Origin of the sequence: Ruminococcus gauvreauii, from assembly GCF_025151995.1 — a bacterium.
GTDB classification, from domain to species: domain Bacteria; phylum Bacillota; class Clostridia; order Lachnospirales; family Lachnospiraceae; genus Ruminococcus_G; species Ruminococcus_G gauvreauii.
Genome location: NZ_CP102290.1, coordinates 4,098,544 through 4,124,859 on the forward strand (window position 1 = coordinate 4,098,544; position 26,316 = coordinate 4,124,859).

25 protein-coding genes and 1 pseudogene are annotated in these 26,316 nt (G+C 48.4%); 2 read left to right on the plus strand and 24 right to left on the minus strand.

The features are described 5' to 3' along the window. Nucleotides 1–66: 66 nt before the first annotated feature. From NQ502_RS19120 to proB, 11 genes are all read right to left on the minus strand, one after another. On the minus strand, nucleotides 67–1,668 hold the full coding sequence (locus tag NQ502_RS19120; RefSeq protein ID WP_028529747.1) for an NAD(P)/FAD-dependent oxidoreductase: 1,602 nt from the start codon (nucleotides 1,666–1,668) through the stop codon (nucleotides 67–69). Continuing rightward, on the minus strand, nucleotides 1,665–2,849 hold the full coding sequence (locus tag NQ502_RS19125) for an aminoacetone oxidase family FAD-binding enzyme (RefSeq protein ID WP_083963469.1): 1,185 nt from the start codon (nucleotides 2,847–2,849) through the stop codon (nucleotides 1,665–1,667). Before NQ502_RS19125 ends, NQ502_RS19120 begins: the two co-directional genes overlap by 4 nt. A 42-nt stretch (nucleotides 2,850–2,891) precedes the next feature. Next, complete coding sequence (locus tag NQ502_RS19130; protein ID WP_028529745.1) at nucleotides 2,892–4,175, minus strand: methionine gamma-lyase family protein; 1,284 nt, start codon at nucleotides 4,173–4,175, stop codon at nucleotides 2,892–2,894. 1 nt (nucleotide 4,176) lies between these two features. Next, complete coding sequence (miaA, locus tag NQ502_RS19135) at nucleotides 4,177–5,127, minus strand: tRNA (adenosine(37)-N6)-dimethylallyltransferase MiaA (RefSeq protein ID WP_044983513.1); 951 nt, start codon at nucleotides 5,125–5,127, stop codon at nucleotides 4,177–4,179. An 11-nt stretch (nucleotides 5,128–5,138) separates the two neighbouring features. Then, a complete protein-coding gene (gene mutL / locus NQ502_RS19140; protein ID WP_028529743.1) occupies nucleotides 5,139–7,055 on the minus strand; it encodes a DNA mismatch repair endonuclease MutL in 1,917 nt (638 codons plus the stop codon). Between the two features lie 5 nt (nucleotides 7,056–7,060). Further along, nucleotides 7,061–9,709, minus strand: coding sequence for a DNA mismatch repair protein MutS (gene mutS / locus NQ502_RS19145; protein WP_044983512.1), 2,649 nt, complete (start codon nucleotides 9,707–9,709; stop codon nucleotides 7,061–7,063). Between the two features lie 16 nt (nucleotides 9,710–9,725). Continuing rightward, nucleotides 9,726–11,171: a tRNA (N6-isopentenyl adenosine(37)-C2)-methylthiotransferase MiaB gene (gene miaB / locus NQ502_RS19150; protein ID WP_028529741.1), complete on the minus strand. Its 1,446-nt coding sequence runs from the start codon at nucleotides 11,169–11,171 to the stop codon at nucleotides 9,726–9,728. Between the two features lie 183 nt (nucleotides 11,172–11,354). Continuing rightward, nucleotides 11,355–12,596 (minus strand): glutamate-5-semialdehyde dehydrogenase, encoded by a 1,242-nt coding sequence (locus NQ502_RS19155; protein ID WP_028529740.1) that lies wholly within the window; start codon nucleotides 12,594–12,596, stop codon nucleotides 11,355–11,357. Beyond that, entirely contained in the window at nucleotides 12,593–13,156 is a 564-nt protein-coding gene (locus tag NQ502_RS19160; protein WP_028529739.1) for a 5-formyltetrahydrofolate cyclo-ligase, read from the minus strand. The genes NQ502_RS19155 and NQ502_RS19160 overlap by 4 nt, the downstream gene beginning before the upstream one ends. Continuing rightward, nucleotides 13,134–13,355, minus strand: a complete 222-nt coding sequence (locus tag NQ502_RS19165) for a DUF896 domain-containing protein (RefSeq protein WP_028529738.1) — start codon at nucleotides 13,353–13,355, stop codon at nucleotides 13,134–13,136. The genes NQ502_RS19160 and NQ502_RS19165 overlap by 23 nt, the downstream gene beginning before the upstream one ends. Nucleotides 13,356–13,382: 27 nt before the next feature. After that, nucleotides 13,383–14,228, minus strand: coding sequence for a glutamate 5-kinase (proB, locus tag NQ502_RS19170; protein ID WP_028529737.1), 846 nt, complete (start codon nucleotides 14,226–14,228; stop codon nucleotides 13,383–13,385). Nucleotides 14,229–14,292: 64 nt separating this feature from the next. On the opposite strand from proB, the gene NQ502_RS19175 reads away from it, so the two are divergent. After that, a complete protein-coding gene (locus NQ502_RS19175) occupies nucleotides 14,293–14,454 on the plus strand; it encodes a hypothetical protein (RefSeq protein WP_156887913.1) in 162 nt (53 codons plus the stop codon). A 60-nt stretch (nucleotides 14,455–14,514) separates the two neighbouring features. Here NQ502_RS19175 and NQ502_RS19180 read toward each other — a convergent pair whose 3' ends face one another. The 9 genes and pseudogenes from NQ502_RS19180 to NQ502_RS19220 form a co-directional block, all read right to left on the minus strand. Next, a complete protein-coding gene (locus NQ502_RS19180; RefSeq protein WP_049898375.1) occupies nucleotides 14,515–15,717 on the minus strand; it encodes a DUF3048 domain-containing protein in 1,203 nt (400 codons plus the stop codon). Between the two features lie 12 nt (nucleotides 15,718–15,729). Then, nucleotides 15,730–16,227: an rRNA maturation RNase YbeY gene (gene ybeY / locus NQ502_RS19185; RefSeq protein WP_028529736.1), complete on the minus strand. Its 498-nt coding sequence runs from the start codon at nucleotides 16,225–16,227 to the stop codon at nucleotides 15,730–15,732. Between the two features lie 10 nt (nucleotides 16,228–16,237). Continuing rightward, nucleotides 16,238–17,236: a PhoH family protein gene (locus tag NQ502_RS19190; protein WP_028529735.1), complete on the minus strand. Its 999-nt coding sequence runs from the start codon at nucleotides 17,234–17,236 to the stop codon at nucleotides 16,238–16,240. Then, nucleotides 17,233–18,471 (minus strand): sporulation protein YqfD, encoded by a 1,239-nt coding sequence (gene yqfD / locus NQ502_RS19195; RefSeq protein ID WP_044983511.1) that lies wholly within the window; start codon nucleotides 18,469–18,471, stop codon nucleotides 17,233–17,235. The genes NQ502_RS19190 and yqfD overlap by 4 nt, the downstream gene beginning before the upstream one ends. A gap of 39 nt (nucleotides 18,472–18,510) precedes the next feature. Next, nucleotides 18,511–18,786, minus strand: a complete 276-nt coding sequence (locus NQ502_RS19200) for a YabP/YqfC family sporulation protein (protein WP_028529734.1) — start codon at nucleotides 18,784–18,786, stop codon at nucleotides 18,511–18,513. A gap of 52 nt (nucleotides 18,787–18,838) precedes the next feature. Further along, complete coding sequence (locus NQ502_RS19205; protein WP_049898373.1) at nucleotides 18,839–19,378, minus strand: DUF2284 domain-containing protein; 540 nt, start codon at nucleotides 19,376–19,378, stop codon at nucleotides 18,839–18,841. Between the two features lie 181 nt (nucleotides 19,379–19,559). Further along, nucleotides 19,560–20,750, minus strand: coding sequence for an iron-containing alcohol dehydrogenase (locus tag NQ502_RS19210; RefSeq protein WP_028529732.1), 1,191 nt, complete (start codon nucleotides 20,748–20,750; stop codon nucleotides 19,560–19,562). 100 nt (nucleotides 20,751–20,850) lie between these two features. Continuing rightward, entirely contained in the window at nucleotides 20,851–21,507 is a 657-nt protein-coding gene (locus tag NQ502_RS19215; protein WP_028529731.1) for a GyrI-like domain-containing protein, read from the minus strand. Nucleotides 21,508–21,603: 96 nt separating this feature from the next. After that, nucleotides 21,604–21,864 (minus strand): annotated as a pseudogene (locus NQ502_RS19220) (TfoX/Sxy family protein); the annotation flags it as partial. Between the two features lie 248 nt (nucleotides 21,865–22,112). On the opposite strand from NQ502_RS19220, the gene NQ502_RS19225 reads away from it, so the two are divergent. Beyond that, nucleotides 22,113–22,640 (plus strand): dihydrofolate reductase family protein, encoded by a 528-nt coding sequence (locus tag NQ502_RS19225; protein ID WP_028529730.1) that lies wholly within the window; start codon nucleotides 22,113–22,115, stop codon nucleotides 22,638–22,640. A 60-nt stretch (nucleotides 22,641–22,700) separates the two neighbouring features. On the opposite strand, the gene NQ502_RS19230 is transcribed toward NQ502_RS19225, so the two are convergent. The 4 genes from NQ502_RS19230 to NQ502_RS19245 all read right to left on the minus strand — a co-directional run bounded on the left by NQ502_RS19230 (nucleotide 22,701) and on the right by NQ502_RS19245 (nucleotide 26,290). Next, complete coding sequence (locus NQ502_RS19230) at nucleotides 22,701–23,525, minus strand: DUF6179 domain-containing protein (protein WP_044983510.1); 825 nt, start codon at nucleotides 23,523–23,525, stop codon at nucleotides 22,701–22,703. Nucleotides 23,526–23,537: 12 nt separating this feature from the next. Beyond that, complete coding sequence (locus tag NQ502_RS19235; RefSeq protein ID WP_028529729.1) at nucleotides 23,538–24,068, minus strand: DUF6323 family protein; 531 nt, start codon at nucleotides 24,066–24,068, stop codon at nucleotides 23,538–23,540. Nucleotides 24,069–24,204: 136 nt separating this feature from the next. Continuing rightward, nucleotides 24,205–25,113: a helix-turn-helix transcriptional regulator gene (locus NQ502_RS19240; protein ID WP_028529728.1), complete on the minus strand. Its 909-nt coding sequence runs from the start codon at nucleotides 25,111–25,113 to the stop codon at nucleotides 24,205–24,207. Nucleotides 25,114–25,189: 76 nt separating this feature from the next. Further along, the gene (locus NQ502_RS19245; RefSeq protein ID WP_049898371.1) at nucleotides 25,190–26,290 is read right to left on the minus strand and encodes a sugar ABC transporter substrate-binding protein; all 1,101 of its coding nucleotides are present in this window, start codon (nucleotides 26,288–26,290) and stop codon (nucleotides 25,190–25,192) included. Nucleotides 26,291–26,316: the final 26 nt, after the last annotated feature.

Genomic DNA, 26,316 nt, shown 5'->3' on the forward strand with positions numbered 1-26,316 from the left:
ATTCATTTTATATTTTAGCACAAATAAGGCACAAAGTATACCGCTATTTCCCCTTATTTAAAGATTTCACAGATTCAGTGCCGCAGCGACAGCTTCCGCTGTCTTCAGGCCGTCGATTGCTGCCGAAGTGATTCCTCCGGCATATCCGGCGCCTTCGCCGCAGGGAAAAATACCGGAAATATTGCTCATCAGCCGGTCGTCGCGATGGATTCGTACAGGTGACGAAGTTCTGCTCTCCACCGCACTCAGCAGGCAGTCTGCGCGGTCAAATCCAGGTATTTTTTTCCCGAAGGCATGGATTCCTTCCACAAGCGCATCTGCCATAAATCCCGGAAGACATGCACGGACATTGCACAGGCTGTGTCTTCCTTTGATATTCGGAAGGATTTCACCGTAAGAACGGCTCTCCCGCATCGCCTCAAAATCCTCAAACAGCTGAACGGGTACGGCGCCGCCCGCGATCTGAAAGGCATGTTCTTCCAAATGACGCTGAAAAGCCAGTCCCGCCAGCTCCCGGGGCGCCCCAGGAGAAAGACAGGTCCAAAAGTCTTCAGGATTCACAGTCACGATCACGGCGCTGTTGGCATTCCCGGAATCTCTGTCATGATAACTCATCCCGTTTACAGCCAGCCGGTTCAGTTCAGATGAAGCATTTACGACATAACCTCCGGGGCACATGCAGAACGTATAGATCCCCCGTCCGCCGGAAAGCTGATGCGTCAGCTTATAAGCGGCAGCACCGAGCAGAGGGACTTCCCGCTGACCGTATTGGGACATATTGATCATCTCCTGCGGATGTTCGATCCGGATGCCGGCGGCAAAAGATTTCGCACTCATCCGGATTCCTTTTTCGTGAAGCATTGTGAACGTGTCGCGTGCACTGTGTCCGATCGCACAGACGAGGTGCCCGGCCGGCATCCATTCTTCATGGTTCAGTTCAATTGCATGGAGCTGTCCGCTGCGGATGTCAAGATCCGTCAGCTGAGTCCCGAACCGGAACTCACCGCCGAGACATTCGATCTGAATCCGGATGTTTTTTACGATATCCACCAGAAGATCCGTTCCGAGATGTGGTTTTTGCTGATACAGGATCTCCGCCGGAGCTCCCGCCTCGACAAACATTTTCAGGACTTCGCGGTTACGCCCTTTCGGGTCTTTTACGGAGGTATTCAGTTTCCCGTCGGAGAACGTCCCGGCACCGCCCTCTCCGAACTGGACGTTAGACTGTTCATTCAGCATGCCAGTCTGCCAGAAATGTGCAACGCTCTTCATTCGCTGCTCTACCGGTTCGCCCCGTTCTATGACGATCGGACGAATCCCGTGCTTTGCCAGCATCCAGGCACAGAACATACCGGCAGGACCGCTCCCTGCGATGACCGGACGGCACTTATCTGCGGGGACGGTTTGCGGAAAGTGATAAGAACAGCTCTTGGTTGACGTAATATTTTTATCGTGCGCTTTTTGAAGAACTTTCGTCTCGGCTTCTGTTTTCACATCAATGGTATAAACAAAAAACAGCGCAGGTTTTTTCCTGGCATCCAGTGACTGACGGATAATGTCATATCCCTGGATCCTGTCCGCCGGTATCTTCAGCAGTCTTGCAGCTTTATTTTTTAAATCATCCTGTGTATGTTGAATCGGCAGCTTTAACTGAGTGATCCTGATCATGGCTGTTCCTCCGCTGCGCTGCTTCTTCCTGCCAGCGCCCCGCTGCTCCACGCCCACTGAAGATTGTATCCGCCGCAGCACCCGTCGACATCGACGACTTCTCCTGCGAAATACAGACCGGATATTTTTTTCGATTCCATGGTAACAGGGTCAATCTCGCCGGTAAAGACTCCGCCGCTTGTGACCTGCGCCTGCTCCATCGAATGGGCGTCTCTTATGATGACCGGAAACTTCTTTAACTTTTCCGCGAGTTCAGCCAGAGTTTTAATCTCCGTACAGAACAGCGGAATCAGTTTCTGAGGAAAGAGACCGATCAGTGATTCGGAAATCGTCTTATAAGGACATTGTTCCTGTCTGTTTTCCAGAAAGACAAGAAGCTCTTCCACCGTGAAATCCGGCATGAAATCAAGAACCGCGAGCACACGCTGCCCTTCATCAAGTGCACGCGCCGCGAAACGGCTCACCTGAAAAACCGGAATTCCGGAGATACCGTAATCTGTAAACTGTACCTCACCGCGCTCAGTGAACATACAGATGTCGTTCGTATACAGTGATACCGACGCCTCAAAACGCACGCCGGCCCACTTTGAAAAATAATTCCCCATCCCGCGAAGGCCAACGAGAGCGGGCAGAGGTTTGATAATCGTATGACCGAGTGATTCTGCCAGATGAAATCCGTCCATGCCGGAACCTGCGATATTGGATGCTGCACCGCCGGCAGCGAGAATCACACGATCTGCCTGATATGTATAACTCTGTGTTGTGACCTGAAACAGTCCCGCTTTTTCGATTCGCTGTACACGCTCCCTTGTTTTCAGCTTCACATGCAGATACTCGGCTTCCATGCGTAGGATGTCCCGTACCGCCTGGGCCTGTTCACTGAATGGATAAAGGCCTCCGTTTTTATTTCGCGTGTAAACACCGAGTCCGGTAAAAAACTTCAGGGTATCGGTGAGACCAAACGCTGATATCACCTTCCATGCAAACAGAGGTTCTGAGCCGCGGTAACACGCGGGTTCCTGCTTAACGTTGGTCAGATTACACTTGCCGTTGCCGGTCGCCAGAAGTTTCTTTCCGACCGTATCATTTTGTTCCAGCACAGTCACTGAGGCCCCGATTCGCGCGGCTGTGACTGCTGCCATGAGTCCTGCGGCTCCGCCGCCTATCACGATAATCTGCATGATTTCCTCCTGTAGGCGCACAGCGCCATAAGATCGTTTCTCCTATAATGTTACCATCTGCGCGTCTTTCAGTTTCTGAAGACTCATGAGAATGCCGAATTTTGCGTGTTCCCAGGTGAGTCCGCCCTGGAAATATACAGCGTATGGAGGCTTGATCGGTCCGTCGGCACTCAGCTCGATGGAAGAACCCTGTACAAATGCACCGGCAGCCATGATGACCTCACTGTCATATCCCGGCATCGCCCAGGGTTCAGGAGATACATAGCTGTCGACCGGAGCCGCAGCCTGAATGCCTTTGCAGAACGCGATGACCCCTTCCGGTTTCCCGAATGTGACCGCCTGAATGATATCATGCCGGCTTTCCGTACTGTTCGGTACAACTGCAAATCCCAGCTTTTCATAGATATTGGCTGCGAAAATGGCTCCTTTCAGCGCTCCGGCCACAACGGTCGGCGCCAGAAAGAATCCCTGGTAGAATGCCTGGTTCACGCCGAGTGTAGCGCCGACTTCTTTTCCAAGGCCGGGTGAGGTCAGACGGTACGCTGCATTCTCCACAAATTCTTTTTTGCCCGCGATATAACCGCCGATCGGCGCCAGCCCGCCTCCCGGATTTTTTATCAGCGACCCTACGATCAGATCAGCGCCTACGTCGGTCGGTTCCAGAGTTTCCACGAATTCTCCGTAGCAATTATCCACCATACAGATGACGTCCGGTCTCAGGCTCCTGATAAATGCGATCAGTTCTCCAATGCGCGCCACTGACAGTGTCGGCCTTGTCTGATAGCCTTTGGAACGCTGAATCGTGACGAGTCTAGTCTTGTCATTCAGTGCATTCCTTATTCCTTCATAATCAAAAGAGCCGTCTGCATTTAAATCCACCTGGCGGTAGCTGACTCCGTATTCTGCGAGCGATCCGTTAGAAGGGCGGATACCTATCACTTCTTCGAGCGTATCGTACGGTTTGCCCACCGGCGACAGGAGTTCATCTCCCGGACGCAGATTCCCTGCAAGTGCAACTGCAAGCGCATGAGTACCGCAGGCGATCTGAGGCCGTACCAGCGCAGATTCCGTGTGAAATGCAGAGGCATACACATCTTCCAGTGTGTCACGTCCGAGATCATTATATCCGTATCCGCTGCTGGAAACAAAGCATGCTTCACTTACCCTGTTTTCCTGCATCGCACGGATCACTTTCAGCTGGTTGTATTCTGCCACGTCATCAATCGCCTCAAAGCGCGGTTTGAGTTCTCTTTGGATCTGTTCGCCGAAATCATATACTGTTTGTTCAATCCCGAGAGATCGATAGAGTTCCTGTCTGGAGTACATATTATTTCCTCATTTCCATATTTTTTTCTCTGACAAGATCCAGAATGTAGGAAAGGATCCTGTCGTTGTTGTAATCAAACTCATCCTTGCGAATCCAGTTGACATCACGTTCTCTCTTAAACCATGTCAGCTGTCGTTTGGCGAAATGCCGGGTATCACGCTTCAGGATCCGGATCGCTTCCTCAAGCGTGTATTCTCCGTCCAGATAAGCCAGGATTTCTTTATAGCCGAGTCCCTTCATCGAGGTCATATCCCTGGTACATCCCATATTCCGCAGTTCCCGCACTTCCGTCAGAAGTCCGTCCTGAATCATCTGATCGACACGCGCATCAATCCGCTGATAGAGCCGTTCCCGCCTGTCGTTCAGTACGAGGTACAGGAACTGATAGGGCGAAACCTTATGCCGCTGTTCCTCGTTATGCTCTGAAATCCGCATGCCTGTCTGCTGATAAAATTCCAACGCCCGGATGACACGTTTTACATTCCGGGGATGGATCTCTTCGGCAGCCCTCGGATCCTGTTCTTCAAGCATCCGGTGAAGAAATTCCCCGCCTTTCTCAGCTGCCGTTGCCTCCAGATATCTTCGAAAGCTGTCATCGGAACCAGCATCGGTAAAGTCGATATCGTATACGACGGATTGAATATAGAACCCGGTTCCCCCTGTGAGGATGGGAATCCTGCCGCGCTGATGGATCTCTTCCACCGCCTGTTTTGCAAGCCTCTGAAACGTAACAACATCGAAGCTTTCTGTCGGAGCCAGGATGTCAATCAGGTGATGCGGAACACCCCCCATTTCTTCCGGCCGAATCTTGGCTGATCCGATATCCATTTTTTTATATACCTGCATGGAGTCTGCGGATACGATCTCTCCGTTCACCGCTCTGGCGAGTGAGAGGGAAAGTTCGGTTTTTCCAACGGCTGTCGGGCCGGTCAATATCAATAATGGTTTCATAACTATTCGTCCTATACGATTCTTTTAAATTTCTTTTCCAGTTCATACCTGCTCATGGAGATGATCGTAGGTCTGCCATGCGGGCAGTTATACGGGTTTTCCAGTGTGAGCAGCTGATCAATCAGGACCTGTGCCTCGCGAAACGACAGTTTCTGGTTTCCTTTGACAGCTGCTTTGCAGGCCATGACGGCGAGTTTTTCCACGAAGATTTCAAGTGTCACGGAACCGGCCGTCTCCTCTTCCATACTGTCGATCAGCTCGACCAGCAGTGTCTCGTCGGCGATTCCGAAGAGGTTATAGGGCACTGCACGTACGGTATACTCTTTGCCGCCAAACGCCTCCAGTTCGAACCCCATCTCTCTGAAGAGCCCCTCGTGCTTTCTCATCAGCGCCAGCTGCTGAAGGTTTAAGGAGATGATGATCGGGACAGCAAGATACTGTGAAGTAATCTGCTTGCCGCGCAGATCCGCCATCATCTTTTCATAGAGCACCTTTTCGTGTGCGGCGTGCTGGTCGATGATGAACAGTTTCTCCTCCATCTCCACCAGCCAGTAGGTGGAAAACACCTGACCAATGAGTCTGTGCAGGCTCCGTGAATTCTCCGACAGCAGTTTTTTGTCCTCGAACATGGAGAGCTGACCGTCCTGTTTCACCTGGACACTCTCTGAGACAACCGGCCTGTTCAGAGCGGCTGATTCTCCCGAAGCAGCGGAAGTTTCTGCATCCTTTGCAATGGGCTGCTGTACGGCAGGCGAGGAAGGCGTATCCGTGGGAACCGGTGTATTCTCAGAGACAGGCATGTCTGCTGGAGCAGGCGCGTACGCCGGAGTCTCCCGCAGCATTTCACGGCGTCTGATTTCAAATGGTTCCGGGACAGACGGTCTGGAAGATTCTTTTACACGGTCTTTTTTAGGTGTGAAGGAAACCTCCGGTATCAGTTCCTTTTCAGTGAGGGCATCGCAGATCGCGCGGTATAAGGTCTGATATACCAGGTCTGTCTTCTCGAAACGGACTTCCATCTTCGACGGATGTACATTGACGTCGACATTCTCTGAATTCACGGTGATGAACAGTGAGGTGAAGGGAAATTTATGCTGCATCATGAAGGAACGGTAGCCGTCCTCGATCGCTTTTGTGATCATCTTGTTCTTCACATACCGGCCATTCACATAATAGTTCTCAAAGGTACGGTTTCCGCGTGATATGGAAGGTTTTCCAATAAATCCGGTGATACGGATTCCATCCCCGGCCGTATCGATCTCCAGCAGTTCTTTTGTGATGTCGCGTCCGTAAATCTGGTAAATCACTTCTTTGAAATTTCCGTTTCCTGAAGTGTGTAGTTTTGTCTGACCGTTCTGCATGTATTTAAAAGAAATCTCCGGATGGGAAAGCGCCATCTGTTCCATGATACTTCCAATGTAAGAGCCCTCCGTCGCGGGAGATTTCAGGAACTTAGCGCGTGCCGGCGTATTATAAAACAGGTTCCTCACCAGAAATGTCGTTCCCTGAGGAGCGCCGATCTCTTCCAGCCCTTTTTCCATGCCTCCCTCGATCAGATATCTTGTCCCGGTCAGTGCATCCGGTGTTTTCGTGATCAGTTCAACCTGTGATACCGCAGCGATACTGGATAATGCTTCACCGCGGAATCCGAGAGAGGCGATCTGAAGCAGGTCGTCAATCGTCTGTATCTTACTGGTGGCATGGCGCAGAAAAGCCAGGGGTACCTGCTCTTTCGGTATTCCCATTCCGTTATCTGTGATACGGATGAAAGAGGTGCCGCCCTCCCTGATCTCCACCGTGATCGCTGATGATCTGGCATCCACGGCATTTTCCACCAGCTCCTTCACGATGGAGGAGGGTCTTTCGACAACTTCACCTGCCGCAATTTTGTCTATTGTATTCTGGTCCAATAAAGAGATTTTATTCATAAAATTCACCATCGATTCTTAATCTTGTTCTGGAGCCTGTAGATGGTGTTGAGTGCATCCATGGGAGTCAGGTTGCTGATATCCAGCTGGCCCAGTTCTTCTATAATATCGTCATTCTGTACGGTGTCAAACAGAGAAATCTGTTCCATATCCACTTCATCGTAATGTACCGTCTGTTTCTTTGTCTTCGTGGATTTCGTCAGATCCTTGACGGCGGCCAGTATGTCTGCGTTGCTAAGCTCTTCCACCAGTTCCTTCGCGCGTTCGATCACAGAGTCGGGAACACCGGCGAGTTTTGCCACCTGAATACCGTAACTCTTGTCTGCACCGCCCTTGATGATTTTTCTCAGAAAAACGATATCGTCTCCCTTTTCTTTCACTGCGATGCAGTAATTATTGACCCCCGGCAGCTTGCCTTCCAGTTCTGTCAGTTCGTGATAATGCGTGGCGAACAGTGTTTTGGCGCCGAGCAGTTTGGGATTGCTGATGTGTTCGATGACCGCCCATGCGATGCTCAACCCGTCAAAAGTACTCGTGCCGCGCCCGATCTCATCCAGGATCAGAAGGCTGTCTGCCGTCGCATTACGGAGGATCGTAGCCACCTCTGTCATTTCAACCATGAAGGTACTCTGTCCGCTCGCAAGATCGTCAGAGGCACCGACTCTCGTAAAGATGCGGTCCACAATTCCGATCTTCGCTTTGTCCGCCGGGACAAAACAGCCGATCTGCGCCATCAGGACGATCAGAGCCGTCTGTCTCATATACGTCGATTTTCCAGCCATATTCGGACCGGTGATCACAGAGATACGGCTTGCGGAATTATCCAGATACGTGTCATTTGGAATAAACATGTCGTTTGTGATCATTTTTTCCACGACCGGATGACGCCCGCCTTTGATATCGATGATTCCTTTGGTATTGATCCTCGGTCTCACATAATGATTGTGCATCGAGACTACTGACATGGAGGCAAACACATCGGTGCATGCGATCGCGCGGGCAGTCTCCCGGATTCGGGTCATCTCTTTGGCCAGTGTATCTCTGACCTCGCAGAACAGCTGATACTCCAGCGCGTACAGCTTATCCTCTGCTCCGAGAATCATATCCTCCAGTTCCTTCAGCCGCGGTGTGATATACCGTTCGGCGTTGGTCAGGGTCTGTTTCCTCGTATAGTAGTCGGGAACCATATCTTTAAAAGAGTTCGTGACTTCCAGATAATAACCGAATACCTTGTTGTATTTGATCTTCAGATTGCGTATTCCTGTTTTTTCACGTTCCTCAGCTTCCAGCTGTGCAAGCCACGTCTTTCCCTCCGTTTTTCCCTGACGGTAGTGATCGACATCCTCGTGGAAACCATCCTTGATAATCCCCCCCTCTTTCAGCGCCAGCGGAGGTTCTTCCTGGATGGAGTTTTCCAGCAGGGTAAACAGGTCTTCCAGCGCATCCATCTGCTGATATAATTTCACCAGAAGAGGACTCTCAAACTCCTTCAGCAGCTGACGGATATGCGGCAGCATGGAGAGGGAAGATTTGAACGCGATAAGATCACGCGGGTTCGCCGACTGATAACTGATCCGGCTCACCAGCCGCTCCATATCGTAAACGGGATTCAGATATTCCCGTATCTCATCCCTTATGATCGCCTTTTTATTCAGCTCTTCCACGGCATCCAGACGCTCATTGATATCGTCCGCATCGATCAGAGGCTGTTCGACATAGCTGCGCAGCAGACGGGCACCCATCGCTGTTTTTGTCTTATCCAGAACCCAGAGGAGGGAACCGCGTTTCTGTTTTTCGCGGAGCGTCTCAACAAGTTCCAGATTTCGACGGCTGGAGCTGTCGATCATCATATATCTGTCAGCAAGGTACGGGGTGATCTCCGTCATATGTGAGAGCGAATTTTTCTGCGTCTCAAACAGATACTGAAACAAGGCGCCTGCGGCAATGATTCCGTTTGGATAATCGGCAAGACCAAGGCCGGACAGTGTGATCGTCTGAAAATGATCCATCAGCGTGCGTTTGCACAATTCGTCATCAAAATACCATGCATCCAGAGAATAGATGCAGATACCCAGTCGGCTTTTCAGATCCTCCAGATCAATCCCGCTGACAAAAAATGCATGATTACAGATGATCTCTGCCGGGGCAAATTTGTGAATCTCATCGAGAAGCTTGCGCTCCTTATCCACTTCTGTCAAGGAGCAGTCGCCGGTTGTGACATCTGCAAGACAGATGCCGTATGTATCCCCGAGGTATACGACAGACATGATATAGTTGTTGCGTGTCTCATCGAGGCTTTGGGTATTCAGATTTGTACCGGGAGTTACGATCCTGACCACTTCACGCCTTACCAGGCCTTTTGTCTGTTTCGGGTCTTCCGTCTGCTCACAGATTGCTACTTTATAGCCCTTTTCTATCAGCCGGTTGATATATGTCTCTGCAGCGTGGTACGGAACCCCGCACATCGGGGCGCGTTCTTCCAGTCCGCAGTCTTTCCCGGTCAGTGTGATCTCCAGTTCTTTTGTGACCAGCAGCGCGTCTTCAAAAAACATTTCATAAAAGTCACCCAGTCTGAAAAACAGAATACAGTCTTTATAGGCTTCTTTTGTCGACACATACTGCTGCATCATTGGTGAGAGATTTGTCACATTCATTGTTTTTTCCGTCCCATTATTCTTTCGTTATTCGGCTGCCCATGTAATAAAATCCACGGCATTCATCCAGTGAAACATCGATCAGTCTGCCTATATCTTCCGCTGTTCCCGGAAAATGAACCAAAACATTATTTCCCAGCCTGCCGGTCACGAGACTGGCATCGTGGCTGTTCATTTCCTCAGCCAGAACGGTCTGAACTTTTCCGGTATGGCGGGAAGTCATTTCTTCGGAGATTCTCTGAACCTCCCCAAGCAGCCGGTCAAACCGTTCTTTTACGACATGTTCCGGCACCTGATCCTCCATCACCGCGGCAGGAGTGCCTGTCCGTTTGGAATATATGAAGGTAAAGGCACTGTCATAGCGCACCCTTCGCACAACATCCAGCGTCTCCTCGAAATCCTCTTCCGTCTCTCCCGGGAAACCGACTATGATATCGGTGGTCAGAGAGATGTCCGGCACTGCGGCGCGGATCTTATCGACGAGGTTCAGGTACTGCTCCTTTGTATAACGACGATTCATCTCCTTCAGGATCCGTGAGCTCCCTGACTGCAGCGGAAGGTGAAGGTGAGGGCATATTTTGCTGCTTCCTGCCATGACCCCGATCAGTTCATCCGACAGGTCTTTCGGGTGAGAAGTCATAAAACGGATGCGTTTCAGACCTTCCACCTGTTCAATCTCCGTCAAAAGCTGAGCAAACGTCATGGGATGTTCCAGATTTTTTCCATAGGAGTTTACATTCTGTCCGAGAAGCATCACCTCCACGACACCGTCCGACACCAGGCGTTCAATCTCGCGGATGATGTCCTTGGGATTGCGGCTGCGCTCTCTCCCTCTTACGTATGGCACGATACAGTAACTGCAGAAATTATTGCATCCAAACATGATGTTGACCCCCGATTTGAACGGGTATTTCCGGTCTGCCGGGAGGTCTTCCACAATCTTGTCCGTATCTTCCCAGATATCGATCACCATTCGTTCGGACTCGAAGCGATTTACCAGAAGCTCGGCGAATTTGTAGATGTTGTGCGTCCCGAAAATCAGATCGACAAAACGGTAACTCTTTTTGATTTTTTCGACGACCTGGGCTTCCTGCATCATACAGCCGCAGAGTCCGATCATCATATGAGGATTTTTCTTCTTCAGACTGTGCAGGTAGCCTAACCGGCCGTAGACACGCTGGTTCGCATTTTCCCTGACCGTGCAGGTATTGTACACGACAAAATCCGCATGATTCTCATCGCTTTTTTCGTAACCGATCGCCTCAAGAATACCTTCCAGCTTTTCAGAATCTCTGGCATTCATCTGACACCCGAAGGTGTTGACGCAGAAAGTAAGAGGCCTGTTTAAGACCTGCGCGCGATCCCGCACATATTCTTTAGCTTTTTCAATATAATAATACTGACGCTGTGGTTCCGTGGACGGAACTGCGCCGTATGTCATTTCTGTCGTTTTGTTTTCCATCCTTTATCCTCTATCGATCGTCAAGATTTCTGTAACAACTGCAATTATAACAAGTCTGTCCGCATGTTTTCAAGTGAATTTTTCCACTGTTATATATATGTGTGATAACAGATGTTTATGCCAGAGCAACAAAAGAAGATGCTGCAGACCTGTTAAAATCTGCAACATCCTGATGTTATCACCTCACGGACGGACCTGTCCGCTTCCATAGATAATATATTTTGTCGTTGTGAGTGCCGTAAGTCCCATCGGTCCCCTGGCATGCAGCTTCTGTGTGCTGATACCGATCTCGGCACCAAAACCGAATTCAAATCCATCTGTATAGCGCGTGGATGCGTTTACATAGACCGCCGCTGCATCTACCTCATCCAGGAATTTCTGAGCATTCTGGTAGCTGGATGTTACGATTGCCTCGGAGTGTCCGGTGTTATATCTGTTGATGTGTGCGATCGCCTCTTCCACGGACGACACCGTCTTGATGGAAATGATATAATCCAGATACTCTTTTCCCCAGTCCTCATCCGACGCTTTTTTTACATCCGGAACAATCGCGCAGACCGCATCATCCCCGCGCATTTCCACGTGATTTTCTTTCAGTCGCTGTGCAAGCACCGGAAGCAGGGCGTCCTTTACGCTCTCATGAATCAGAAGAGATTCACAGGCATTGCATACGCCGACCCGCTGGGTCTTGGCATTCAGGATGATATCGACGGCCATTTTAAGGTCAGCGCTTTCATCCACGTAAATATGGCAGTTTCCGGTACCGGTCTCAATAACCGGTATCGTGCTGTTGTTTACGACCGCCTGAATCAGTCCGGCGCCTCCGCGCGGGATCAGCACATCAATGTAGCGGTTCATCTTCATGAACGCTGTCGTCGTCTCACGGGATGTATCTTCTATGAGCTGAATCACATTTTCATCAACAGCGTGCTGTTTCAAGGTGGCACGGATACAGTCCACGATGGCCTTGTTGGAATGAATCGCGTCGCTTCCGCCTTTCAAAACCACAACATTTCCGGTCTTAAAACAAAGGCCAAAGGCGTCTGCGGTCACATTCGGGCGCGCTTCGTAGATAATACCGACAACCCCGAGCGGCACACGTTTCTGTCCGATCATCAGTCCATTGGGACGCTTTTTCATCTGCAGGACCTCCCCGATCGGATCATCCAGCTGAATGAGCTGACAGATGCCTTCTGCCATTCCCCTGATCCTGTCTTCCGTCAGTGCCAGCCGGTCCAGAAGTCCGACGGACATACCGGCTTTTTTGCCGTTCTCCACATCAATGGCATTTGCGGCCAGAATCTGATCTGACCGGGCAACCAGCTCTTTTGCCACGTTTGATAAAAGTTCATTTTTTGTATCTGTCTGCATGTTGCGCATGACCGGCTCTGCAGCTTTTGCCTGCCGTCCAATTGTCTCTATCATTGAAAACCCTCCTGTCTGTAAATCCTGGTCTGTGTGATAAGAATCTGCGGAAGCACATCCAGATCTTCCCACGGGACTTTTTCCATGACCTGAAAATCAAAAGCCACAGCGACCGTTTTATGAAGGCGGTGTGTGCTCAAATACCTGTCGTAAAATCCCTGTCCGTATCCGACGCGGTGCCGCATGGTATCGAAGGCAACTCCGGGTACGATCATAACCGCATCCTCCGCCTGGGATACGCTGCAGCCTTCCGGTTCCGGTATCTGAAAATATCCCGGCCTGAGCTGGTCAAACGATGTGATCTCATAGAAGGTCATATCCCGTCCTTCCACTTTTGGTACTGCTACCCGCTTTCCGTCGTCCCATGCGGCTTCGATCAGTTCCCTGGTACAGACTTCACGATTGAAATCCATATATGTATACAGCCACCCGCTGTTTTGATATTCCGGCATCTTTAATATTTTTTCGCAGATTGTGCGGCTGTCGGATATCAGCTGTGCGGGTGCTGCCTGTCTTCTGTATTCAAAAACCCGTTTTCTAATGCTTTGTTTTGTCTCCATATTTTTCCCCCAGATTGATGACAGACCCATCCGGTTCCTGTATGTCGATATTGTCGAGCTGAGACCGGAGGTTCATCCTGATACTGGCAATGTATTCTTTCCGAAGTTTTGACTGTTCCAGCTTTTCCTCGGGAGTTAAACCAACGGACTTTGCCTTGCGCGCCAGTTCATTGATACGTGTAATGTCCATTTCATTCATTCTTTACTAATCTCCTTCATGTTTATGCTACAGCAGTTTCTCGATATAATCGATCAGATAAAACTCCTCTTTGGGATTTGCCAGAAACAGCGTTCCGCACGGTTTTCCGCTGAGAATACGGTGAATCACGTGAAAATCTTCACCATTCGCGATGATCATATCCGCCCCCGCACTCGTGGCGAGATTAGCGGCTGTGAGTTTTGTTGCCATGCCTCCCGTGCCCGCAGTGCTGCCGGTTGTTCCTTTTCCCATCTCCATCAGGTGTGAATCGATGGACTCTACAACGTCAATAAAATGTGCCTGTTTATTCCGCCTCGGATCATCCGTGAACAGCCCGTCAATGTCTGAGAGCAGGATCAGAAGGTCCGCACCAATCAGTGAGGCTACGACTGCAGATAATGTGTCGTTATCACCAAACTCGATTTCATAGGTGGAAATGGTATCGTTTTCATTGACAATGGGAATCGCGCCGAGCTTTAAGAGTTCCTCAAAGGTATTCTTTGCATTTTTACGGTTCAGATTGTCTACCATCGTGTTTTTTGTCATCAGGATCTGGCTGGCCACCTGATTGTACTCTGAAAACAGTTTCTGATAGATCATCATCAGGCGGGCCTGTCCGACTGCCGCACATGCCTGCTTTTCTTCCAGTTTCCGGGGTTTTTCCTTAAACCCCAGTGCAGCACGGCCGACCATGATCGCGCCTGATGATACCAGCACTACATCCTTTCCCTGATTGCGGAGATCACTGATCTCCCGGACCAGTATCTCAAGTTTGATCAGATCCAGGCGTCCCGTCTGAGGATGCGTCAGGGAAGACGAACCGATCTTGATCACAATACGTTTTTTATCTTTTAGTTTTTCTCGAATATTCAAAATTTCATACCTGCTTCTTTACTGTGAAAGTCCCGCCGGGCGGCCATGAATGAGCCATGCTTGCATGAGCGAATTCATGGCCATTTGGCGGGCAAGCCGGTATGAGCGAGCAGCGCAGCAGCGCGGATTGCGAATACCGGCGGCGATTGCGGGAGTCCGAAGGACGGAGCAATCGACTTTCATTTATGGTGATGACGCCGTCAGGCGTCATATACGTTTACTGTGAAAGTCCCGGACGGAGCAATCGACTCTATTCTACAACAGATCGTCCGCTTTGTCCATATGACTAATACTCGGTATCTGCTGCTGCGGCTGCATCATTTGCCGCCTTATCAGTCGCACTTTGTCCCATCGGAGCGGTGAATCCATCACGGTCTGTGACAGAGACCAGATCCCGGTAAGTATCCTGAACGATGCAGACCCAGGTTTTTCCGGTGTTCAGTGTGATCTCATTGCCGTTGCTGTCATAATAATATGTCGGACCCCACGGATCGTGCTTTTTCCAGGAAACAGGAATTGCCTTCCCATTGGTAATGTAGATTCCTTCATTCGGTTCATCGACATCGATATTCAGATAACCGTTCTCATCATAGTTTCTCCAGCTGGAATACTGAAGCAGGATGTTTTTGCAGGCCAGCTGCTGTCCCGTGAGTTCATCAATCTGAGTTCCTCCGTACTGATACCGGTAGTACAATCCGTCTTCGGCATTGTATTCAAACCATGGTTCATTGTACTGGTAACCCGGTTTGACGATCTCTGCGTTCCAGTTTCCCGGGAGTTCAACGGTATCTCCGACTTTGCAGAATGTATACGATCCGTCATAGCCGTCCGCATATTCCTGACTGTAGCCGCAGATCTCGATTCCTTTCTGGATGCCTTCGAAGCTGGTATAGGCATTGTGCGGCGCCTTGCGGTCGCTGGTTCTGTAAAACACCGAATCTGTATAGCTGGCGAGACCGCTTAAGTTGTTTACTTCCGGAAGTTCCAGGATCGGCAGGGCATATGCCGACTGTCCGTAATGAACATAGATGGCATTAAATCCTGCGGCATAGAAGATATAGTAATCCCGGCAGCTTCTCATGGAGCCGATCTTTTCGAGATTGTCATAGTCCTCCATCACTGCCATAAGACGCGTGATACCGCCCTCCACGGGTGCCTCGTATATGACACCGGCATTAGAAATCCCTGCCTGCGGTATGGCGGCCTGGATATTGTTCAGCATGACTGCGACAGGACGTCTTCTTCCGATCGCCTCATCGACGTACTCTCCGGTCAGATAACTTTTCACTTTTCCTTCCGGAATGATCTCCTCATCCGGTTCCGGAGTCTCCGGTGCTATGATATCTCCCTCATCCTCCTCAGGTTCTTCAGCCTGTGCCTCTTCTGTCGGTTCCGGTTCGGGAGAAGGTTCTTCTTTCTTATTGCATCCGCTCAGCATCAGAGCTGATACGGTCAGCAACATCAATACTTTTACTACATTCTTCTTCATTTTGTTATTCTCCTATCGTGTGATATTTAACTGTTCGAGCACCTGCTCCTGCTTTTGTTCCATTACCGCCGCGTCCTCTGCTTCCATGTGGTCATATCCCAGAAGATGCAGCAGGCTGTGTGCGATTAAAAATGCATATTCGCGCCTGACCCCGTGACCGTACTCTTTTGCCTGCAGCAGCATCCTTGGTATACAGATCATAATGTCGCCAAGCATCAGTAGATCCGTATCGGGGTTGATAAATTCATCTGCACGCTCCCCGATGATCGTATAGTCCGCGGGAGCTTCAAAATCGATCGCAGGAAAAGACAGCACATCCGTCACACTGTCGATGTTTCGGAAGTTCCGGTTGGTCTCCCTTATCTCATATTCTCCCGTCAGCACAATATTGACTTCGGCATCGTACGGGCAGTTTTCCTGCTCCAGCACCTTGCATATCACATCCTCCGCCACCTGCTGGCAGGAAAATGGAAACTCACATCCGGTCTCATTTTCAATAAAAACTGTCATCTTATCCCCTTTACGGCCGGCCTGTCCGTTTGCTGTTCTTTGCCGGCCTGGCCTTTTTTTCATACGCTTCGTATGCCTGTACAATTTTCTGAACCAGCGGGTGGCGCACCACATCCTTGCTTGTCAGCTGGCAGAAAGAGATATCATCGACCTTACGGAGCACCTGCACCGCAACATCGAGTCCTGAGCGGGTGTCCTTCGGCAGGTCTTTCTGTGTATCATCGCCTGTAATGATCACTTTGGACCCGAAACCAATACGTGTCAGAAACATTTTCATCTGAGCCGGCGTTGTGTTCTGCGCTTCGTCCAGAATGATAAATGCATTATCCAGAGTCCTGCCGCGCATATAGGCAAGCGGAGCAACTTCAATCAGCCCTTTTTCCATATTCTTCATAAAGCTCTCTGCCCCCATGATCTGATACAGGGCGTCATAGAGAGGCCGCAGATAGGGATCCACCTTGCTCTGAAGGTCTCCGGGAAGAAAACCCAGTTTCTCGCCGGCCTCTATGGCAGGGCGTGTCAGAATGATCCGATTGACCTCATCGTTGCGGAACGCCGTGATCGCCATAGCCATCGCCAGATAGGTCTTTCCCGTACCTGCCGGTCCGATTCCAAATACAATCATATTTTTCCGTATGCTGTCCACATACTGTTTCTGCCCCAATGTTTTGGGTTTCACGGCACGGCCGTTGATGGTATGGCAGATACAGTCTTTATCCATCTCAACGATTGCAGACTCCTTCTCTTCCATCGAAAGAGAAACCGCATAATCCACCTGCTGGCCGGTTATCGTATTGCCGCGCTCAGCCAGTGTAACCAGTTGTTCCAGAATACTCCGGGCCTTTTTTACATTGGTGGAAGGCCCGATCATCTTCAGCTGTCCGTCCCGCGAAATCATGGTCACGTTTAATGTCCGTTCGATCTTTTTAATGTTTTCATCAAACTGACCGAAAATGTTCGTCTCATGTTCGGCCGGTATCTGCATTACTGCTTCAATCATACTGTTCATTCTTCAGATGTCCTTTCCGGTATCACTTCCTGAATCTTCACAGGCGCTGTGGTTGTGATTTTTTCTGTCACCTGGATTTTTCCTTTCGTGATGCATGTTGATTCCGATGTGTCTATTTTAACATTTTTACGGTATATTTCTACCCCTTTTTGTGTTAAATTCTTCAAAAACATGTAGAGATTGGCATTTGCCTTCGTCGCAGCCTCCTCTTTTGTATACTGTCTGACCTCGATCTGATACGGCAGCGTCTGTATCGTGCCGTAGGTAAAAGGCAGAACGAAGTTCTCCGTAAGGTACAGCGGATGTGTCGTGGCTACCTGGTCGTACCGCTGATCTTCAGGGGGAGACGGTCCGATATCTACGCGGTAATTCATAACAGTAAAAAACCAGGAGTCTTTCTGGTCCTCCGTATAGATACGCTCCTCGTATTCCATGGGAAACTCATCGTAATAAGAATAAGAGGTTCTGGCATAAAGGTCAGCATCCGCACTGGTGTACTCATAACCGACGGTCTCCTGGGCATCATTTTTAATCTCCAGTGTTCCGGAGACCAGGATATCGCCTTTTTTAAACTGATCTCCCACCTTCACAAGCGGAACACCGGAGCGCGTTACGATCGACATGACCGTTCCGCTTTTTTTTGCTACGATATCCAACGGAGTACTCTCCTGGTCTACCGTCTGCTGTTCCTGCTCCTGATTATAGTTTTCTTTCATTTCAAGAAAAAGCCGTGTTCCTTCTATCCGGGCGGATACCCACGTGATGTTTGGGAATTCCCGCCGGAGCATGGAAGCCACCTCGGCGCAGTTGACAGACTTCTTCAGAATCCCGTGCCGAATATTTTCCTGTTCCAGATATTTCAACACCGTCTGTGTGCTGTACGTGATGTTGCCGTCTACATGAATATTCCAGATGCGCAGAGAAAGCGTATAGATGAGAGCGCAAAAACACAGGATTCCAAGAAAAAATGCCTTTCTTTTTCGGCTTTTTTGAAAAAAGAAGGGCAATCCTCGTTTTTTTGCAATTCTGATTTTGATTTTCGTTTTTCTGGATATCGGACGAAGTTTTTTAAAGTCCGAGATGCTCATGCAGGCCATCTGCCCTTCGCCCTGCGGCATCAGTTTCCACAGGATAATATCATTTGCAGAACAGAGGTTTAAAAACCGCTCTTTTTCCTCGCCGTAAAAATTGATATGTACATACCCTTTGGCGTAACGCAGACACTGCTGGATCAAATTCTCACCTCATATCCTATATCCCCGGAAAGTATCTCTCTACCGGTCAAAAAAAACAGCCTGGATAAACCCTGTAATTTTCATTTCATCCCGGCTGTAGTAAGCGATGCACAGATGTTCTCCTTCAATCCTCATTCGTCCCTTTTTCAGCAGGATTCGGATGATGTTTTCTTCATACTCCAGAATCCTGCGGTAGTTTTCAACGAGTATCTCACTGCTTCCGCTCAAGGTCACAAGCGATTCCTGTAGTGCAAGGTCTTTCGGTATCTGCAGCGATCTGACCAGCTCCCGCTGCAGGGAAGGGATTTTTTTCAAGTCTCTAAGAACTCCCGGCGTTTATTATATAGTATATGTATGCCTTTCCAGATTATACATCCTCAAGGAAGATCAGACTGAACCAGATGACCATGTTTTCACCCAGGAAATAATCCATATGATGTTGTTCTATGGTGTTTGTCAGTACAATTCCGTGACTTTCAATACAGGGATGCATAATTTCCGGATGAACGCATGATTTTTTTGGATAAGAACATTTTTCACAGGCAGAACAGGAGTCCGTGGACAGTGTATAACAAGAAACGGCATTCAGCCGGAGAAATTTCTCGATTTTCCTGGTGATATTTTCATGTTCCTGCTTTGACTTCAGTGTACGTTCCATATCGGAATAATCCACAACTTCAGCAATGGAAGAAAACAGCAGTACTTTTGGATACTTCAGGCAGGTTTCCCTGCATTTCTCAATTGATCCAACTGCAGGCGGACAGGACCAGGAGCTTCCATAGCGGGAGCATTCTTTTTTACAGATCGTACGCACTTTGTCCGTGAATTCCAATTCCCGGGTGTCAAGAAGGGCATACTGGTAAATGGGAAACTGTGTGATATAATCCTCGATAATCTCAAATTTCATGATTGTCATCTCTCCTCGTCTTTCGATACCCTTATTATCCTCAGTTTGCGTAAAAAATGCAATCCCCAAAAATTTTCTTTTTGGGGATTGCGAATACCGGCGGCGATTGCGGGAGCCCGAAAGACGGAGCAATCGACTTTCATTTATGATGATGACGCCGTCAGGCATCATATCCATTTACTTAGAAATCGATATCTTCGCCATAGAAGCAGGCTTTGAGAAGTTTTTCCATCTCTTCCTGAACCGGAACACGAGGATTGGAACCGGTGCAGGCGTCGCCGATCGCCAGTTCTGCGACAGCCGGAAGTTTTTCCATGAATTCTTTCTCATCGATGATGCCGCCTTCGTATTCTTTGATGGAATCCGGAATATCCAGGGAAGCATTCATCTTTTTAATCTCAGCTACCAGTGCCGCGACTTTTTCATCCGTGCTGTCCCCTCCGAGACCGATGAAGTCTGCGATCTCAGCGTAGCGAACAGCGGCTTCCTGAACCTTCGCGTTGTACTGGATCACTCTCGGAAGGTACATTGCGTTGGCACAGCCGTGCACAATGTGTCCGCCTGTATAAGCGGCCCCCGTCTTGTGAGCCATCGAATGTACGATTCCGAGCAGTGCATTGGAAAATGCCATTCCTGCCAGGCACTGAGCGTTGTGCATGCGGTCACGTGCTTCCATATCACCGTCATAGGAAGCTTTCAGGTCATTATGTACCATTTTAATCGCATGAAGGGCGAGAGGATCTGTATAATCGCAATGGAGTGTGGATACATAAGCTTCAATCGCATGCGTCATCGCATCCATGCCGGTGTGAGCCGTAAGCTTAGGAGGCATTTTCTCCGCCAGTTCCGGATCAACGATCGCTACATCCGGTGTGATATTAAAGTCAGCGAGTGGATATTTGATACCTTTGCTGTAGTCTGTGATAACGCTGAATGCTGTTACTTCCGTGGCTGTTCCGGATGTTGAAGGAATCGCACAGAATCTGGCTTTCGTACGTAATGTCGGGAAGCTGAACGGTGTGATCAGATCTTCAAAAGAGGTTTTCGGATACTCATAAAATGCCCACATTGCTTTGGCAGCATCGATCGGTGAGCCTCCTCCCATGGCTACAATCCAGTCCGGACCAAATTCCTGCATCATCGCGGCACCGCGCATAACAGTGTCCACGCTTGGATCCGGCTCGACATTTTCAAAGAGTTCCACCTCCATGCCGGCCGCTCTCAGGTACTCAACGGCCCTGTCAAGAAAACCAAAACGTTTCATGGATCCGCCGCCGACTACCAGTACGGCTTTCGAGCCTTTCAGGTTTTTCAGTTCCTCCAGCGATCCCTTTCCGTGATAAAGGTCTCTCGGTAATGTAAAACGTCCCATAAATTGCCCTCCTGTTCCTTATTTTTATGCAAATATTATACTATATTTTGGAAATTATTGCATTACATTTGCAAAAAAAATTCAATTTTAATATTTAATCTCAATAAACAGGTCTCACCGGATGGCGGAGCACGGTTTTCAGATTCTCAGGTTTCGTCTTTCTCGGATCTCCCAGATAGATCTCATGGTGCAGACGCTTTTCCGAAATATCACACTGATACCCGTGTTCCGAGATGAATGCTTCCAGCTTTTCGATCGTCGCTGGTTCCTCGTCGTACGATCCCCTGTGCATGACCTGGCAGCACAGGCCCTCTGTAAATATTTCCAGTCTTACTGCGGAAAAATCAAGATGAGGTTTCTTTTTTAACAGGCTCTCCTTTGCCCATTCAAATACCTCTTCCGTGACAAATTCCGGCTGTCGGATCATAGCAGTCCAGCAGAACCTGTCCTTATCGGTAATGGCACCGCGTCCGTCAAAAACTGCACCGTCCAGTTTCCAGAGCCCTTCCAGAGGAGGGACCACATATTCGAAATATCCTTCCGGCTGATTGCCGCTTAGTTTGCTCATTTTAATGGTAAATGACAGTCCATACAGGATTTCCACAGCATTCTGGTAGCTCTTTGATGTATTGGGATTTCCTCTTCCATCCACCATAATAAACGTCATTTCCGGTACGTCAATCACTGCGGGTGTACTTTTGGGCAGATATAAATCCCTGTACACTTTTTTGTAATCCAGCTTCCCGCCAGTCTTCAATGATGTTTCCCCGGTTTTTGCGGATCTCTCTTTCGTGTCTTTCTTCTTCCGCGGTTTCGGATCAGGCAGCTGACTGCAGGTGGCAGCCGCGAGCTGTGCTAAAAATGCACGGTCGTCTAAATTTTCTATCAGGAAATAGGGTTTCGCCCCTTCATAAGGAGGCACCTCGTCAAAATCGCCGCAGATTTCCCGTCCGGCATCTGTGATTTTTATAAAGAACTGATTGTCGCAGATGACAGCAAAAAACTTCCCATTACAGTAAAGTCCGTATTCACCAAACATTCTTTTGCTGGTAATGTTTCCTGCATCCCCAAGCTGATCGGTCACGAACTGCACAAATTCAAGATTTGAAGCCATAATTATTTCATCTCCTTTACAGATTTTATAACCTCATGATATCACAGCAAACATGACATCTATATGTCATGATGCCAGGGTCAAAAGGTCAAAAAACCTTTTGACCCCAATATCACATCATTGTTTCCCAAAAAATTGCTGAATCAGCTCACACGGTCATATGACAATGTTTAAGGGAAATGATATAATATACACACAGGCAAATTGAAACTGAACAATAAAGTAAGAAAGCAAAGAAATGAGGAAACATGAGAAAAATAATTTTATTTATTGCCATGAGCCTTGACGGATATATTGCGGACAGTAATGGCGGGGTAGCTTGGTTAAACGGTCACGGAGATGATGAAACTATTGACACTTATACAGAATTTACAAAAGATATAGATACCGTTTTAATGGGGTGGAATACTTATCATCAAATTGTTACCGAGCTTTCTCCAAAAGAATGGGTCTATCATGAATTTACAACTTATGTATTGACACATAAAGAGTATAATTCTTCTAAACAAATTCGTTTCACAAGTGAAAATCCTGTCGTATTGTCGGAACGGCTGAAAAAAGAAGCAGGAAAAGACATATGGATTTGTGGCGGTGCAAATCTTATTCAGCAGTTGGTAAGTAAAAATGTGATTGATAAATACTACATTTCCGTTATTCCTACTCTGCTGGGTAATGGAATTCGCCTTTTTAGCAACATGGAAAACGAAATAAAATTGAAACTTTATAATACACAGACATATAACGGTATAATTGATTTGATTTATATGCGTAGATAAAGGTTAACGCACCAGGGCTGATATCGTTTGTTTTTTACTGTAAAAAAGACACGTGGGAAATTATAAAAGATACCGGAGGCTTCCGGTCTTGGCACCGAGTTTCAGGCAGGTCACAAAATCCGTAATGTCCTGCTCCAGATAATGATATAAATTCCGGTCACTTCCGTATTGGTCCCTGACCAGAGTTTCCAGCAACTGCAAGATACGCTGTTCCAACTGCTTTTTATCGGACAGCTCAACCAGTTGCTTCAGCTTTTCATAGTCCAGTCTGCGTTTTGGCGTTCCCGGTTTTCGGCAGATCAGCATACAGACCAGAAGGTGTCTGAGTATGATGCTGCTGATATTATAGAACTCTCTTTGGTAATCCGGCTGGAAACGTGATAACGTGCCCCACACGTAATCAGCCGGCAGCCTGTTCAGAAAACGCTGTTCCAGGCTGATGCCGATGATATAGTGTTCTATGGCATCAATGCCTGTGGCATTTATCCCTGACCCAAGGGTCGGATAGTCCATGGTAATGACCGTCTCCTGCGGGGCGAATCTGGCATCATAATATAGAAAAAAACCAGGGAGTGCTTTGGTAACGGTATCATGATAGTTTTCATTTCCATATGCACAGAAATCTGAAATCATCGCATTGTACTGTTCCTGCGCCGTCTTTACCTTTTCAAGGACCCTTTCATATCCCAGCTGATATGCCTTCCCGGCGGAGAGTTTCATATCTGAAGTCAGTGTATTTTCGTCCGTGCACTCGTTGATGCAGTAAATCACTGCCTCCATCAGCTGATTTGCCCTTTCATAGGTGATCGATGTACTCTCTTTCGAGGTAAATTTCCCGGCAAGTCCTGCCACTACAGGAATCAACTCTTCCATCGTATTATCCATCACAATCCTCCGTCACATCAATTCATCCAGCGCCTGCAGAAAAACATCCTTATCCCATCGCTTAACAATGTCCATTTTATGGAACTCACCTCCGCTGTTTGTATTCCGGTATCCCCTGTACCCTGCCCGAATGGCCTGTGAAAAAATGTCAAGACATGTACCTTCCAGGTAATCCAGATCTCCGAAGCAAACCGTCTCAAACTGCTCTTTCATAAATTCCAGAAGTTCCGCATCTGTGATTTCATCCAGCATCTCATTCTTATACAAATAAAAAATCTCCTGCAGCCGCTTTAAGGTTTCCACATAATTATTCTGATCGATATACTGAGAATCGCAGAATACGAAAATCAGCTGCGGCAGGATTCCTTCGCCAAACTCCACACGCTTTTCGGCTCTTAATACCTCACTCCTCTCCCTTACCAGAAGCTGTGCATCTTCCTGTGACAAGACCAGTCCGAATCTTTCCGTATACTGATTAGCCTCCAGCACCTTTGTCAGTTGATTCTGATCTGACATGAGCAAAATCCAATCTTTATCTTTCATTGAAATGCCTCCCTGTGATCTTAATCTGATGATTATAACGCCGCGCCGCAGCCAGTACCAGTCTTGAAATTTTTGCTGATTTGTGGTAATATAAAACAGAAAAAGAGAGGACATCCCCTCTCTTTTCCTGTTCTATTTACGTATGATATCTCTGAAGCAGCTTTTCTGCGCGCTGCACAAATTCTTCCCGAAGGCATTCCGGCTCCAGCAGTTCTACCTTATCGCCAAAGCTGAAAATCCAGCTGAACAGGTTTTCCTGATCGGAAAAGCCAAATGTAAACAGCAGTTTTCCGTCTTCCCGTTCCGTAAAACATTTCGGTCCATATTCCTCGATCAGCCGCCATTTCATCTCCTGTTCAAAAAGTGCCCTGACGGAAATTAGCGGTGGTGTGACGTGTTCCGGAGACAGATCGGGCACGGAAAAAGGAACTGGTTCGTATACTTCCCCGAGACTCTCCACCTCAAGCATCCTGTTTAACTTGAACAGGCGAAAATCCTGTTTCTGACAGCATCTTCCCCAGATATACCAGGAAGACCATTTAAATATCAGCAGATAAGGTTCTATCGTCCGGATGCTGTTTCCGACCGGGGCGAAGTAGGAAAATGTAATCTTTTCACGCTGTGCGATCGCAGTCTGTATCAGTTCGATCTTCGGCGCCAGCAGCGATTTATACCAGGAAGAAAGATCGATCAGAATATGCTCATTGGAAGTGAGTATGTCCGGATTCTCTGCGGACAATTTTTCCATCAGCTGTCTCATTTTTCTGTTTCCGCTGACGCTGTCAAGACTTCGAAGTCCCGTAAGAATAGCCTGCATATCCGATGCCGTCAGAAGCGTCCGGTCAATGCGGTATCCATCCATAATGGAAATCCCCCCGTTTGTCCCCTGCGTCGTCACGATGGGAATGCCTGCCCTGCACAGAGCCTCAATATCCCGGTTGATGGTGCGCCTTGACACCTCGAATTTTTCTGAAAGATAAGGAGCCGTCACCTTCTCCTGCTGCAGCAGAATGGACAGAATCCCGATCAGTCGTTCTATTTTCATAAAAACTCCTTAACCATTCATTGTATGATACGGTTAGTATAACGCAGGCGGAGGATTTCAGCAAATAAAATTATCGTTACTGATAATCAGCCAGATTATCTTTTGTTACCAGCTCATACGGTATTTCGATGAACTCCGGCTGCAGCTCGGAAGCACAAGCGGAATATGCAGCAATTGCTCCCCACTGTCCCTGTTTTACCGCATTCTGGAATACCGTACAGCCAAATGTGCCTTCTGAAACGGCCCTTTTCGCATCATCATTGGCATCGATGCCACAGTTGATAATCCCTGTCACTCCTGCAGCCTGTTCTGCCTGCAGTGCTCCCATTGCCATTTCATCATTGGCTGCGACGATGACATCAATCTTGTCCCCGTACTGAACCATCCAGTCCTCTGTGATATCCATAGCCTTATCTCTCAGGTATTCCCCCTCCAGACTTGCAAGCAGTTCGTAGTTGTAGCCCGCTTTGTCCAGAGTTTCAAAGAACCCTTCTTTTCTGAGCGTTGTATGGGTATAACCATTGCTTCCTTCCAGATAACACAAGTTTAATGTTTCAGAATCATCTACATTTTCAATCAGATACTCTGCCTGCAGCTGTCCGGACAGATAATGGTCTGACCCGATAAAGAAGTGATCTTCCTCTGTACAGTTCGGCTCAGCTGTGATGTTGATGACTGGAATACCGGCTTCCTGGGCAAGACCGCACACAGCCACGTCGCCGTCTGAGTCAACGGGAGTCAGCAGAATCGCGTCCACCCCCTGAGTGATAAAGTTTTCCATAAGCTCCATCTGTGTATTGACATCATTCTTTCCATCGGCAACATTCAGTTTCACATTCGGATAATTTTCTTTTGTATAATTTTCTACCTCTTCCTGGACTTTGGCACAGAAGGTATCCGTAAAGCTCATCGTAATATATCCCCAGGTGAATGTTTCATCCCCGTTAACCGCATACGTTTTGGCAAGTTCCTGTTCCCAGTCAAGTAAATCCGCCGCCGGCGTTTCGTCCTTCTCTGCATCATCTGCGGCCTTCGGCGCCTCTTCATTCTCTTTTGCTTCCTCCGTCTCCGCCGGAGCCGGCGCATCTGTTGTGTCTGCCGCCTCTTTCTGCCCGCACCCAAACATGGAGACTGCCATCATTGCCGTGATTCCAATTGCCAGTAATCTTCTTTTCATCTTTCTTCTCCTTTTTTATTGTGTAT